This window comes from Nocardioides sp. InS609-2, from assembly GCF_023208195.1.
Lineage (GTDB): Bacteria > Actinomycetota > Actinomycetes > Propionibacteriales > Nocardioidaceae > Nocardioides.
The window spans coordinates 2,125,707-2,138,384 of record NZ_CP060034.1 but is presented as its reverse complement, the minus strand read 5'-3'; the positions used below and the strand labels follow the sequence as shown (position 1 = coordinate 2,138,384).

At 68.8% G+C, this 12,678-nt stretch carries 11 protein-coding genes; 6 read left to right on the top strand and 5 right to left on the bottom strand.

Going from position 1 to position 12,678, the window contains the following annotated elements:
- Positions 1 to 40: 40 nt before the first annotated feature.
- Together H4Q84_RS11175 and H4Q84_RS11170 are read right to left on the bottom strand one after the other, a co-directional pair.
- On the bottom strand, positions 41 to 1,480 hold the full coding sequence (locus tag H4Q84_RS11175) for a M28 family metallopeptidase (protein ID WP_248583462.1): 1,440 nt from the start codon (positions 1,478 to 1,480) through the stop codon (positions 41 to 43).
- A 99-nt stretch (positions 1,481 to 1,579) separates the two neighbouring features.
- Positions 1,580 to 3,610 (bottom strand): M4 family metallopeptidase, encoded by a 2,031-nt coding sequence (locus tag H4Q84_RS11170; protein WP_248583461.1) that lies wholly within the window; start codon positions 3,608 to 3,610, stop codon positions 1,580 to 1,582.
- A gap of 134 nt (positions 3,611 to 3,744) precedes the next feature.
- On the opposite strand from H4Q84_RS11170, the gene H4Q84_RS11165 reads away from it, so the two are divergent.
- Together H4Q84_RS11165 and H4Q84_RS11160 are read left to right on the top strand one after the other, a co-directional pair.
- Entirely contained in the window at positions 3,745 to 5,115 is a 1,371-nt protein-coding gene (locus H4Q84_RS11165) for a DUF222 domain-containing protein (RefSeq protein ID WP_248583460.1), read from the top strand.
- Positions 5,116 to 5,178: 63 nt separating this feature from the next.
- Positions 5,179 to 6,687 carry a hypothetical protein gene (locus H4Q84_RS11160; protein WP_248583459.1) on the top strand — a complete coding sequence of 503 codons (1,509 nt, stop codon included), beginning with the start codon at positions 5,179 to 5,181 and terminating at the stop codon, positions 6,685 to 6,687.
- On the opposite strand, the gene H4Q84_RS11155 is transcribed toward H4Q84_RS11160, so the two are convergent.
- A complete protein-coding gene (locus H4Q84_RS11155; RefSeq protein WP_248583458.1) occupies positions 6,669 to 6,974 on the bottom strand; it encodes a Dabb family protein in 306 nt (101 codons plus the stop codon). The genes H4Q84_RS11160 and H4Q84_RS11155 overlap by 19 nt on opposite strands.
- Before the next feature lie 143 nt (positions 6,975 to 7,117).
- Here H4Q84_RS11155 and dnaK point away from each other — a divergent pair, with 143 nt between their 5' ends.
- The 4 genes from dnaK to H4Q84_RS11135 are packed head-to-tail and all read left to right on the top strand — an operon-like array spanning position 7,118 to position 11,255.
- Positions 7,118 to 9,010 carry a molecular chaperone DnaK gene (gene dnaK / locus H4Q84_RS11150; protein ID WP_248583457.1) on the top strand — a complete coding sequence of 631 codons (1,893 nt, stop codon included), beginning with the start codon at positions 7,118 to 7,120 and terminating at the stop codon, positions 9,008 to 9,010.
- Between the two features lie 29 nt (positions 9,011 to 9,039).
- Positions 9,040 to 9,630 carry a nucleotide exchange factor GrpE gene (grpE, locus tag H4Q84_RS11145; protein ID WP_248583456.1) on the top strand — a complete coding sequence of 197 codons (591 nt, stop codon included), beginning with the start codon at positions 9,040 to 9,042 and terminating at the stop codon, positions 9,628 to 9,630.
- Between the two features lie 39 nt (positions 9,631 to 9,669).
- Positions 9,670 to 10,839, top strand: coding sequence for a molecular chaperone DnaJ (gene dnaJ, locus H4Q84_RS11140; RefSeq protein WP_248583455.1), 1,170 nt, complete (start codon positions 9,670 to 9,672; stop codon positions 10,837 to 10,839).
- Positions 10,836 to 11,255, top strand: a complete 420-nt coding sequence (locus H4Q84_RS11135; protein ID WP_248583454.1) for a MerR family transcriptional regulator — start codon at positions 10,836 to 10,838, stop codon at positions 11,253 to 11,255. The genes dnaJ and H4Q84_RS11135 overlap by 4 nt, the downstream gene beginning before the upstream one ends.
- Here the strand turns inward: H4Q84_RS11135 and H4Q84_RS11130 are convergent.
- Together H4Q84_RS11130 and H4Q84_RS11125 are read right to left on the bottom strand one after the other, a co-directional pair.
- On the bottom strand, positions 11,252 to 12,031 hold the full coding sequence (locus H4Q84_RS11130; RefSeq protein WP_248583453.1) for a pentapeptide repeat-containing protein: 780 nt from the start codon (positions 12,029 to 12,031) through the stop codon (positions 11,252 to 11,254). The genes H4Q84_RS11135 and H4Q84_RS11130 overlap by 4 nt on opposite strands.
- Positions 12,028 to 12,540, bottom strand: a complete 513-nt coding sequence (locus H4Q84_RS11125; RefSeq protein WP_248583452.1) for a response regulator — start codon at positions 12,538 to 12,540, stop codon at positions 12,028 to 12,030. Before H4Q84_RS11125 ends, H4Q84_RS11130 begins: the two co-directional genes overlap by 4 nt.
- Positions 12,541 to 12,678 lie beyond the last annotated feature (138 nt).

Below are 12,678 nucleotides of genomic sequence, written 5' to 3'. Positions count from 1 at the left end.
GTGCCCGTGCCCGCGCCCGCCGCCGGGCTTCAGTCGAACATCAGCCGGTCGTCAGTGAGACGTCGTCGACCACGAAGCTGGTCTGGAGCGAGGCGTCCTCGTTGGTCAGGAACTTCACCGACACCGTCTTCCCCTTGTACGACGACACGTCCAGAGTCTTCTGCACGTAGTTGCCCGTCGCGTTGGCGTTCGAGTACGTCCCGAGCGTCGAGGTCGTCGTCCCGCTGACCACCTGGACCTTGGTGGTGTCGTAGACCGTGGACCCCGACTCGGCGGTGTCGATGCGCACCCAGAACGACAGGGCCGCGGTGGTCGCAGAGGCCGGGATCGCCACCGACTGGGTGATGTTCTCGGTGGTGGTGCGGCCGTTGCCGCCGAGCCAAGCCTTCCACGTGCCAGTGCGCGCGGGCCGGCCGGTGTTGGTGGTGATCGCGCCCGAAGTGCCCGTCCAGCTCACCGCGCCGGACTCGAAGCTCGGGTTCTTGACGAGATTCTCGCCGGTCGGCGGCAGCGTCGTGCCGTATGTCTTCTGCGCGTAGCTCCACACCATGTGGCCGATCGCGTCGATGTTGCGATCGAGCGCGGTGGTGTTGACGTTGGCCCGGGTGTCGCAGGACGCGTGGTAGCACGGGTCGAACGGCGCGTTGGCCGTGCCGCCCCACTTCTGTGCCTGTGCCGCGGTCTTGTACTCCTCGGCGCCGGTGTAAGTGCCGGCGGTCGGGATGCCGTACGTGCGGAACGCCGCGTGGTCGGAGCGACCCTGCACGTCGATGTACTCCCACGGCACACCCACGGAGTCGAAGTACGACGTCAGGTCGTCGCGCGCTCCGTTGCCGGCCGCGTTGTCGTCGTACACGAAGTAGCCGGGGTTGGGCGAGCCGATCATGTCGAAGTTCAGGTAGAGCTCGATCTTGTCCTTCTCCGCGGTCGGCAGGTTGGCCATGTAGTTCTTCGAGCCGAGCAGGCCTTGTTCCTCGGCGCCCCAGAACGCGAACTTCACGCGGTTCCTCGGCACCTGGCCGCTCGCCGCCCACGCCAGCGCGGTCTCGAGGATGCCGGCCGAGCCGGTGCCGTTGTCGTTGATGCCCGGCCCCGCTGACACGCTGTCGAGGTGGCCGCCGGTCATCACGACGTGGTTGGCGTCGCCGGCGGGCCACTCCGCGACCAGGTTGTACGACGTGCCCGACGAGGTCGAGAACTGCTGCACGGTGGTCGTGTAGCCGGCGGCGTCGAGCTTCGACTTCACCCAGTTGACCGAGGCGAGGTAGCCCGGCCGGCCGGTGGCGCGGTTGCCGCCGTTGGCCGTAGCGATGGCCTGGAGCTGGTCGAGGTGGGCGGCGGTGTTGGTCACGGAGATGTCCGGGCCGGCGAGGGCAGCGGGGGTGGCCGGGACGGCGGCGGTGGTAGGCACACCGGCCGCGACGAGGGCCGTCGCGGCCGCTGCGACGGCGAAGGTGGTGCGGAGCGGGAGGCGCTTCATGGGTTCTCCTGGTTCGTGGAGCACAGGTGCGAGGACGACGAACGCCGGCGGCTGCTGCCCGAGCAACAACCGCCGGCGTTCGAGGTGAGGTGGATCAGGTCACGACACGTTGACCGCGGTGTCGTCGACCACGAAGCTCGTCTGCAGCGACGAGTCCTCGTTCATCAGGAACTTCACCGTGACCGTCTTGCCCTTGTAGGCGAGCAGGCTGTGGCTGAAGTTCGTGTACGTCGCGTTGGTGCCCACGTTGCTGAACGTCTTGAGCGTCGTGGTGACACCGTCGACGACCACCTGGACGCGCATCGTGTCGTAGGCCGTGGAGCCGGACTCGGCGGTGTCGGTGCGGATCCAGTAGGACAGCGCCGCCGCGGTGGCGGTCGAGGGGACGGTCACGTTCTGGGAGACCGTCTCGGTCGACGTCGAGCCGTTGCCGCCCAGCCAGGCCTTCCACGTGCCGGTGCGGGCCGGCCTGCCGGTGTTGTTGGTGATAGCGCCGGTCGTGCCGGTCCAGCTCGTTGCGCCCGACTCGAAGCCCGGGTTGAGCAGCAGGTTGCCGCCGGTGGGGGGCGGGGTGGTGCCACAGGTCGGGTCAGCGGTCTGCGCGGGCACCGAGACGGCGTCCCAGGCGGCCTTGACCTTGTTGAAGTTGGTGCAGTCGGTGGGCGTCAGGTTCTTCGCGGCCTGCAGCGTCCAGGTGCGGTACTTCAGGTAGTTGGCACCCGAGGTCTTGAGCAGCATGGCGTTGTAGAAGATCTTGCCGGCGGTCTGGATGCCGATGCCGGTCAGGCCGGTGGAGCCGTTGCAGGTGGTGCTGGCAGGCTTGCCGGAGGGGTTGGTGCCCTCGGCGAGCAGGTAGAACCAGTGGTTGCCCGGGCCGGCTGCCGCGTGCACCTCGGTGCTCGGGATCGAGCTCGAGTAGCAGTTGGGGTCGCCGACGGCCGACGGGTTGTACATGTTGCGGATCGGGCCCTGGCCGACGAGGTCGATCTCCTCGCCGACGGTGTAGTCGGGCACGTCGTACGAACCGGTCTGGTTGGAGTAGGCCTCGGTCAGGGCGCCGAAGACGTCACCGACGAACTCCTGCGTGCCGCCGCCGGAGATGCCGCCGGGGGTCTTGTCGTCGATGCCGTGGCCGTACTCGTGCGCAACGACGTCGAGCGAGCCGATCCAGTTGCCGGCCTGGCTGTGGCCGATCTGCACCTGGGTGCCGTCGTAGTAGGCGTTGATGTCGTTGAGGCCGACGCGCATCGGCACCCAGCCGCCGCTGCCGTTCTCACCGTTGCGGCCGAGCCAGGTGGTGAGCATGCCCTTCATGTCCTGCGTGGCCTTGAACGCGTCGACGCAGCCGGTCTCGCGGCTGGTGGCGACGCCGTTGCCCCAGACGTCGTCGGTGCCGGAGAAGGTCTGGTTGTTGGCGGCGTCCTGGCAGACGCGGGTCGTGGAGGCCGGGTCCGTCATCGAGTAGGTGCTGCCGGACAGGCTGGTGTTGAGGGTCAGCGGGTTCGGGCCGCTGTACGCCGCGTTGCCCTGGCCGTAGATGACGTGTTCGGTGGTGCTGAGCACCTTGGCGTCGCGGGCGTCGACGTAGACCGACTGGCGCGAGGCCTCGCCGTTGTCGGTGCCGCGGACGATGGTCTCCCAGGCCAGCTTGGAGGTCGCGCCGTCCTGTACGACGACGAGCCGGCTCGGCTCGGCTCCCTCGACGGTGTCGAGCTGGCCGCGGGACACGTCGGCAGCGCGGGCCGCGTCGACGGTCGCGGTGGTCGAGGCGACGTCGACGGTCTGGGTCTGCGCCACGGAGCTGCTGATGACCTGGCCGGCCTTGTCGGTCATGACCACGAAGTCACCGCCGATGACCGGCAGCCCTTCGTGGGTGCGCTCGTAGGCGACGGCAACGGTGCCGTTGTCGCCCCGGTAGGTGCCGGCCTTGCGGAACGCGTCGCCGTCGGCTCGCTTGAGCTTGGCGTCGTGCTTGCCGACCCAGGTCGACACGGCGTCCTGGGCGCCCTGCAGGGAGATGTTGTCGTCGGCCGCCTGGGCCGAGGTGGCGGGCAGGCTGAGGCCCAGGGTGGAGGCCGCGAGTGCGAGCGCCGCGAGGGCGCCCGTCTTGCGGACAGGTGATGTGGTCATGTGCATGTCTCTTCCGAGAGGCGGGTCGATCAGACCCGGGTGGGTGTCCCCGCTATAAGGGTGCGCGGGTCCTCTGCAGAAACTCGCAATCAACCGACGTGGCGTCAACGAACGCGTCCCCACAGGTTTGCGCAGTGCACGAACTTGCAACATGTTCGAGCCTCGAAGCCGATGCCGCGAACGTTCCACAGGGCGCCTTCCGCACCTCGACAGACTCCAATCAAGTGGATATAATCGAACATACGTTCGCATGCGCGGAAGCCGTTGAGGAGTTGCCGATGATCGACCAGCTCACCCGCCCTGTCCTGGGCCGCCTCGCCACTCTCGAGGCCGACGTCGCCGATATCGCGGCCGCGCCGGTTCACCTGCTTTCCGTAGCCGAAAGACGCGAGGCGTTGCTGCGACTGACCCGGCTCTGCGACCAGATCGCGGCCGCCCGGCTCCGGGTGATGGCAGCCGGAGATGACGTCGCCGCGGTCGATGGACACCACGGGATTGCGTCCTGGCTGGCGGCGCGCACCCGGGCCGACCGGGCTCGGCTGGCTCGCGAGACCCGGCTCGCCCAAACTCTGGACCGACGCTGGCCGCTGCTCGGAGCTGGGTTTGCCGATGGCGCGGTCAACCTCGATCAGGCTCACGTCCTGGTCGCGGCCCTCGATGCCCTGCCCGGCGACCTGCCCGCCGACACTGTCGAGCTGGCCGAAACGCACCTCGTCGCCCAAGCCGCCCGGTTCGGGCCGACCGACCTTAAGCGCCTGGGCCGCCGAGTCCTCGACGTTGTCGCACCCCAGATCGGCGAAGACCACGAACGCCGCGCCCTGGAAGTCGAAGAAGCTCGAGCCCGGCAAGCGGCCACGCTCTTCACCCGCCGGGTCGGTGACGGCACCACCGTGGTCAACATCCGCCTAGCCGACACCTTGGCTGACCGGCTCCTGACGTGTCTGAACGCCTTCACCTCACCCCGCCAGGCAACGGGTCAGCCCGGCGAGAAGGTGCCGCACTACCGCAAGCTCGGCAGCGCCTTCGGTGCCCTGATCGAAACTCTCGATCCGCACCGACTCCCCTTGCACGGTGGCGACGCCACCACCGTCATCGTCACCATCGACCACCAGGCGCTCCTCACCGGCCTCGGGGCCGCCGACGTCGGAGCCACCGGCCGGATCTCCGCCAGCGAAGCCCGCCGGCTCGCCTGCACCGCAAACCTCATCCCCGCCGTGCTTGGCACCGCGTCGGAGGTCCTCGACCTCGGCCGCACTGCCCGCCTCTTCACTCGGGCGCAACGCAAAGCCCTCGCCGTCCGCGACAGGACGTGCCGCGCCGAAGGCTGCACCATTCCCGCACCCTGGTGCGAAGCCCGCCACCGTGATTCATGGTCCCGAGCGGGCCCGACTGACCTCGCCAACGGAGTCCTCTACTGCTCCTGGCACCACCACCGCGCCCACGACCCCGGCTACACGCGCACCACCATGCCCAACGGCGACACCCGCTTCCACCGCCGCGAGTGAGGCGCGGCGCCGGCGTCACGCACTCTCGGCCCGTTGTAGGACTTGTGTCGAACTGTCAGGCCGGTGCCGCTCGCGGCGGGTACGGTCACACGATCGCGTCGGCTGCTGAAGCTGTGCGCGGACATCGGACTAGGGGGCGGCGTGGCCGAAGAGTCGTGGCATGAGGCAAGGCTGATTCCGACATCGGGCATCAACGGAGCCGAGGAGCAGGAACGACGCGCGACCTCGGCGCTGCTGGCGGTGCTCGGCGCTGTGAAGGAGTTCGGGCGCGGGTTCCTGAAGCCCTTCGGCGCACCGGCAGGCAGCCTGGAGTGCTACATCGAGGTCCCGTTCCTCCTCGGCGAGCAGCGCCTCTATCCCGATGGCCTCATCCGTGTGACTCGCGGGAGCACGTCCTGGACTGCGCTGGTGGAGGTCAAGACCGGTCCCAACCGCTTGGCCACCCAGCAGCTCGAGAACTACCTCGACATCGCCCGCAACGAAGGTTACGACGCGGTCATCACCATCTCCAACGAGATCCCCGCGATCGCCGGTCAGCACCCCACGCACGTGGATCGACGCAAGACCAAGAAGGTGGAGCTGCATCACATCTCCTGGTCGCAGGTGTTGGCCGATGCCGTCATGCAGAAGGAGTTCCGCGGCGTTGTCGACCCTGAGCAAGCGTGGATCTTGGGCGAGCTCATCCGCTATCTGGAGCACGGCAAGTCCGGGGCGCTGGAGTTCGACGACATGGGCGAGGCGTGGGTCACGGTTCGCGAAGCCGTCGCCGCGGGCACGTTGCGCCCTGGAGACAAGTCCATTCCAGAAGTCACCTCACGCTTCGACGCTCTCTTGCGATTCGCCAGCCTGCAACTCGGACGCCAGCTCGGAACCGAGGTCGTTCCTGTCCTGACTCGCAAGGAGATGGCCGACCCCGAACTCCGCAGCCAGGCGCTCGCCGAGTCTCTGTGCCAGACGGGAGTGATGTCCGGCCTGATCCGGATTCCGGACACCGTGGGCGCCTTGGTCGTCACGGCTGATCTGAGGGCGTCCACAGTCACATGCCACGTCGATGTCGACGCACCTGCCGAAGGGCGCGCGACGACCCGGGTGAACTGGCTTCTGCGACAGCTCAAGTCGTCGCCAGACGGGACTCGTGTCGAGGCGTTCGTTACTCACGGTCGGGGCTCGACGAGGGCTGCCCTTCTCGCTGCCGTGCGGGAGAACCCGACACTTCTCATTGCCGACCCCATGCGAGATCTGCGGGCGTTCCGGGTGGCGGCGACGAAGCCGCTGGGCAAGAAGCGCGGCCGCGGTCGTGGCAGTTTCATCGACTCGGTCCTCGACTCCGTCGATGGCTTCTACGCCGAGGTGCTCGGCTCGCTGCGCGCATGGTCCGCAGCCCCACCCAAGCTGCGCCCCACCCATGCGGCTCCGCCCGAGGTTGACGAGACGGTGCCGGCCGCGCTGAACTCGACTGACTACTCCTCGCAGGACGGCGCAGTCGATGCGCCTGCCCTGCATGTCGTTCCTGACCTGCCTGCGACCTCAGTAGCCACGAACGAGTTGGGCGACTATCCGAGCGGCTCGTAGTCGATCTCGAGGAAGTCCTCGACCTCGACAGCCCACCGGTCGGCGACGAACGCCGTGTGTGCCGGGTGCTCGTTGTAGGCGTCGTACGCCGCCTGGTCGGCGAACTCCATGGAGAAGCCGAACGTGAAGTCGTTCTTCGCGCTGGTCTGGCGTAGCTGCTCGAAGCGCTCGACGCCTGGGATGTCGGCGAGGGCGAGTGCGGCGTCGAGAAAGTCGGTCTCCCGGGCCGAGCCTGCGGGTGCTTGAGCCGAAATGTGACCGTGTGGCGGATCGCGTGCCGAACTCAAGTGCGGCCACCGGGAACAAAGACCGATCACCCATGCGTTGAGCCCCGTGAACGAACTTGAGTTGATTCGGCTCAACTTGTTTGCCAGACTCGCCGCAGCGGCGCAGGATGGCCGCATCCACAGACTCACACCGGAGGTAACCCATGGCTCGCGCGGTCGGCATCGACCTCGGTACGACGAACTCTGTCGTATCCGTCCTTGAAGGTGGCGAACCCACCGTCATCGCCAACGCAGAAGGCGCCCGCACCACCCCGTCGGTGGTCGCGTTCGCGAAGTCCGGCGAGGTACTCGTCGGCGAAGTGGCCAAGCGCCAGGCCGTCACCAACGTCGATCGCACCATCCGTTCGGTCAAGCGCCACATGGGCACTGACTGGAAGGTCGACATCGACGACAAGTCCTTCACCCCCCAGCAGATCAGCGCGTTCGTGCTGCAGAAGCTCAAGCGGGACGCCGAGGCCTACCTCGGTGAGCCGGTCACCGACGCGGTGATCACCGTCCCGGCGTACTTCTCCGACGCGCAGCGGCAGGCCACCAAGGAGGCCGGCGAGATCGCGGGCCTCAACGTGAGCCGCATCGTCAACGAGCCGACCGCGGCCGCGCTGGCATACGGCCTCGACAAGGGCGACGACCAGACGATCCTCGTCTTCGACCTCGGTGGCGGCACGTTCGACGTGTCCCTGCTCGAGATCGGCGAGGGCGTCGTCGAGGTCAAGGCCACCTCGGGCGACAACCACCTGGGTGGTGACGACTGGGACAACCGCGTCGTCGAGTGGATGGTCAAGAAGTTCAAGGACAACAACGGCGTCGACCTCGCGGCCGACAAGATCGCCAAGCAGCGCCTCCAGGAGGCCGCCGAGAAGGCGAAGATCGAGCTGTCGTCCTCGAGCGAGACCACGGTCCACCTGCCCTACATCACGCACGGCGAGTCCGGCCCGCTGCACTTCGAGGAGAAGCTGACCCGCAGCGAGTTCCAGAAGATGACCTCGGACCTGCTCGACCGCACCAAGTCGCCGTTCCAGAACGTCCTCAAGGACGGTGGCGTCGCCGTCGACAAGATCGACCATGTCGTGCTTGTCGGTGGCTCCACCCGGATGCCAGCCGTCAGCGAGCTGGTCACCGAGCTCCTCGGCGGCAAGCAGCCCAACAAGGGCGTCAACCCCGACGAGGTCGTCGCCGTCGGCGCGGCCCTGCAGGCCGGCGTGCTCAAGGGCGAGGTCAAGGACGTCCTGCTCCTCGACGTCACCCCGCTCTCGCTCGGCATCGAGACCAAGGGCGGCGTCATGACCACCCTGATCGAGCGCAACACGACTATCCCGACCAAGCGGTCCGAGATCTTCACGACAGCTGACGACAACCAGCCGTCGGTCGAGATCAAGGTCGCCCAGGGCGAGCGCCAGATGTGGGCGCAGAACCAGCCGCTCGGCAACTTCGAGCTCACCGGTCTGCCGCCCGCGCCGCGGGGCATCCCCAAGATCGAGGTCACTTTCGACATCGACGCCAACGGCATCGTGCACGTCTCCGCCAAGGACCACGCGTCCGGCCGCGAGCAGTCGATGACGATCTCCGGTGGCTCGGCGCTCGGCAAGGACGAGATCGACCGGATGGTCAAGGAGGCCGAGCAGTACGCCGAGGAGGACGCCCAGCGTCGCGCGGCCGTCGACGCTCGCAACCAGGCCGACGGGCTCGTCTACTCGACCGAGAAGTTCCTCGGCGAGAACGACGAGAAGATCCCCGAGGACGTCAAGACCGAGGTCCAGGCCGACGTCGACGCCCTCAAGGCGACGCTCGAGAACGCCGAGGCCTCCGGTGACGACATCACCGCCGGTGTCACCAAGCTCAACGAGTCCAGCCAGAAGATGGGCGCCGCGATGTACGCCGCCGCGGAGGCCGACCAGGCCGCTGCCGGTGGCAACAGCGAGGCCACGGGCGACGCCGACGACGATGTCGTCGACGCCGAGATCGTGGACGAGGCCGAGGAGCCGGCCGGCGACCGGCCCGCCGAGGGCGCGTCCGACGCCGAGGGTGAGAACAAGTGACCGATTCGTTCGGTGACGCTGCAGCCGAGATGGCTAATGAGTCCGAGGTCGAGGCGCCCGTGGATCCGTCCACGGGCGCCCCGGCCCGGCCGGGCGCCGGCGACGACACCAGCGGCGTCGACAACTTCCTCGAGGAGGGTGCTCCCCTGGAGCCCCAGGACCTCGCGGAGTTGGAAGACGTCGAGAGTGTCGAGTCGGCGGCGCTGGCCGAGCGCACCGCCGACCTGCAGCGGCTCCAGGCCGAGTTCCTCAACTACAAGCGCCGCGTCGACCGTGATCGCGACCTGATCCGCGAGAACGCGACGTACGCCGTGCTCGCACCGATCACCGAGGTGCTCGACACCATCGACCGCGCGCGTGAGCACGGGTCGCTCGACGATGGCTTCCAGACGGTGGCCGACCAGCTCGAACGGGTCGTGACCGGGCTCGGGCTGACGAAGTTCGGGACCGTGGGCGACCCGTTCGACCCGACGATCCACGAAGCACTCAGCCACATCGGCGAAGATGCCGAGGTCGAGGTGACCACCTGCAAGGTGATCGCCAAGGCGGGCTACAAGATCGGCAACCGCGTCGTACGCGCGGCGCAGGTCCTGGTCGTCGACCCTGCCGGCCCGGCCTGAAGCGCAAGACAGACGTGACGACAGCGAGGGGAGGCGCGCATGAGCGCAACTGACGGCATGCGTGCCGACTGGGCGAGCAAGGACTTCTACGCCGTGCTCGGCGTCAAGAAGGACGCCACGGCCGACGAGATCAAGAAGGCCTATCGCAAGCTGGCGCGCGAGAACCACCCCGACTCCAACCCGGGCGACGCGGCGAAGCACGACAAGTTCAAGTCCGTCGCCGAGGCGTACGACGTCGTGGGCGACGCCGAGAAGCGCGCCAAGTACGACCAGATGCGCGAGCTCTACCGCTCCGGAGGATTCGCGGGCGGCTCCTACGGCGAGGCCGGCGGGACCGGCTTCGACATCAACGACTTCCTGCGCGATCGGGGCGCTGGCGGTGGTGGCGGGTTCGGCGAGATGTTCGGCGACATCTTCGGCAACCGTGGCACCCGCACCCGGGCGCAGGAGAGGCCCCGCAAGGGCGCCGACGTCGAGACGACGGCCACCATCGGCTTCACCGACGCGATCCAGGGGGTGACCGTCTCGCTGCGGCTCACCTCCGACGCGCCCTGCCCCGACTGCAACGGCACCGGTGGCAAGCCCGGCACCCGACCGCACGTCTGCCCCGAGTGCGAGGGCGCCGGCTATGTCGTGGCCTCGGTCGGCGGGGCGTTCTCGATGAACGAGACCTGCCCCGCGTGCGGCGGTCGCCAGCTCGTGTACGACGAGCCCTGCCCGACCTGCCACGGCAACGGGCGCGGGCTCTCGGCGCGCACGATCCAGGCGCGCATCCCGGCCGGCGTGAAGAGCGGCCAGAAGATCCGCGTCAAGGGCAAGGGCGCCGTCGGCGAGAACGGCGGCCCGCACGGTGACCTGTTCGTGGTCGTCAAGGTCAGCGGTCACCGCCTGTTCGGTCGCAAGGACGACAACCTCACGATCGACGTACCCGTGTCGTTCGCCGAGGCCGCCCTCGGCGCCGAGATAACCGTGCCGACCCTCGGCGGCTCGCCGGTCACCCTGAAGATCCCGGCCGGCACGCCCAACGGGCGCACGTTCCGGGTCCGCGGCAAGGGTGCCACCCGCAAGGACGGCACGCTCGGTGACCTGCTCGCGACCGTGCAGGTGCAGGTGCCCGCCACTTTGGAACCGGCTGCGCGTGAGGCGATCGAGGCCTACCGCACCGCGACTGCGCGCATCCCGCTGCGCGCCAACCTCTTCGAGTCATGACCGGGTTCGCGGCGCCGCTGCCCGACGCGGCCGTCTACGTCATCTCGGTGGCCGCCGAGCTCACCGGGCTGCACCCGCAGACGCTGCGCACCTACGAGCGGATGGGGCTGATCACGCCGGGCCGCACCGGCGGCGGCGGGCGGCGCTACTCCCACCGCGACCTCGAGCTGCTGCGGCTCATCGCCAACCTGACGTCGCAGGGCATCGGCATCGAGGGCGTACGCCGGATCCTCGAGCTCGAGGACCAGGTCACCGCGCTCCGCGCTCGCAACGCCGAGCTCGCCGCCGAGCTGGGGTCCATGCGCGACGCGCTGCGTCGTACTCCCTCGGCGGTCAGCGCTCCCACCAGCCGGCTGCCGGTGCTGCGCACGCCATTGACCAGCAACCAGATGGTGGTCTGGCGCCGCCAGCGCTAGCCCCAGTGGCCCGGCCGCGACAGCCCGTCGGGCAGCCGAGTGTCCGCATCGCCGCGGGTCGCGTTGACCTGCGGCTGGGTGAGAAAGAGAGCGCCCGAGAGGTCGGCCCCGCAGACGTCGGCGCCCCGCAGGTCGGCCCCTAGCAGGTCCGTGCCCGTGAGGTCGCAGCCGGACAGGCCGGCGCCGAGCAGCAGGGCGCTGCGCAAGGTGACGAGACGCAACGGCACGTCGCGGAGGTCGTGGCCGGACAGGTCGGCGCCCGTGCGGTCGGTGCCGGCTTCGCCGCGGATGCGTGCACTGGCCGACCGCAGCTCTGCGGACACCTCGGCCAGCAGTTCGTCGATGTCGATGGCCAGCACGGCTTCGGGCGGCTGCGAGGTCATGGTGGTGATGCGCTCGACGAGCCGGGCCGCGACCGGTGACGGCGAGGTGCGCCCGACCTCGGTGAGGTGGACGAGCATCTCGTGCAGCTGGCGCATCACGGAGAGTACGGCGGCCATCTCGCCCAGGTTGTCGCTCTCGCGCCACGACGTGCCGGCGTACGTCACCTGCGAGACCTGCTGACCGGCGCCGAAGCACTCGAAGACGGTGCAGCCCGGCCAGCCGCGATCGCGCAGGTCGTCGTGGATGCCGCAGCCGTCGTCGGCGCCCAGGTGGCCGCAGGGGGTGCCGCTCTGCTTGTCCTCGCCGAAGCCCGACTCGGCGCGGAACGGCAGCAGCACGCAGCAGAGTCCGAAGCAGCGCGAGCAGTCGGACGCGAGCTCTAGCTGGGTCACCCGGCGGTAGGGGAGGTCGGCTCGACGTAGTCGCGGCCGAGCGGGTAGGGGCGCACCGGGCGCACGGGGCCGGCCTGCGCAACCCGGTGGAGGTGCGCGATCAGGGTCTTCGCCGAGACGCCCTTGATGATGTAGGCGTCGGCTCCCGCGTCGAGCGCGGCCTCGGTCATGTGGGTTGCGCTGATCGCCGAGCAGATGACGATCTTGGAGCGCGGCGACTGCTCCAGGAGCAGCGGCAGCACCTCGAGACCGGTCACCTCGGGCATGGCGAGGTCGAGCAGGATGATGTCGGGCTGTCCCTCGCGCACCACCTCGAGCGCGGCCATCGCGTCGGCGGTGTCGCCGAGGATGTCGAAGCCCCGCGACTCGAGCGCGATGCGCAGGACGCCGCGCAGGTCGTCGTCGTCGTCGACCACGACCACTCTGATCGGCTTCTCCTCGACCGGGGCGGGTGCCTCGACGGGGGCATCGACAGGACTCGCCTGTTTGCGAAACAGCTTCACCATCATCCTCCAGCCTGGACTGCGTGGTCATGCTAGTGGTCGTGGGTGTCCGTCGTGCGCTGTCGGGGTGCGCGCGCCCGATCTGATCGAGCCCAGAGTTGAGTGGAATGGACTCAACTTGTGGCGTGTTGAGCCGAGTGACGA

What these genes read in the sequence shown, in the direction of transcription:
- dnaJ (WP_248583455.1), top strand. Translation starts at nt 9,670, where the DNA reads ATGAGCGCAACTGACGGCATGCGTGCCGACTGGGCGAGCAAGGACTTC.
- H4Q84_RS11125 (WP_248583452.1), bottom strand. Translation starts at nt 12,540, where the DNA reads ATGATGGTGAAGCTGTTTCGCAAACAGGCGAGTCCTGTCGATGCCCCC.
- H4Q84_RS11175 (WP_248583462.1), bottom strand. Translation starts at nt 1,480, where the DNA reads ATGAAGCGCCTCCCGCTCCGCACCACCTTCGCCGTCGCAGCGGCCGCG.
- H4Q84_RS11170 (WP_248583461.1), bottom strand. Translation starts at nt 3,610, where the DNA reads ATGACCACATCACCTGTCCGCAAGACGGGCGCCCTCGCGGCGCTCGCA.
- dnaK (WP_248583457.1), top strand. Translation starts at nt 7,118, where the DNA reads ATGGCTCGCGCGGTCGGCATCGACCTCGGTACGACGAACTCTGTCGTA.
- grpE (WP_248583456.1), top strand. Translation starts at nt 9,040, where the DNA reads ATGGCTAATGAGTCCGAGGTCGAGGCGCCCGTGGATCCGTCCACGGGC.
- H4Q84_RS11135 (WP_248583454.1), top strand. Translation starts at nt 10,836, where the DNA reads ATGACCGGGTTCGCGGCGCCGCTGCCCGACGCGGCCGTCTACGTCATC.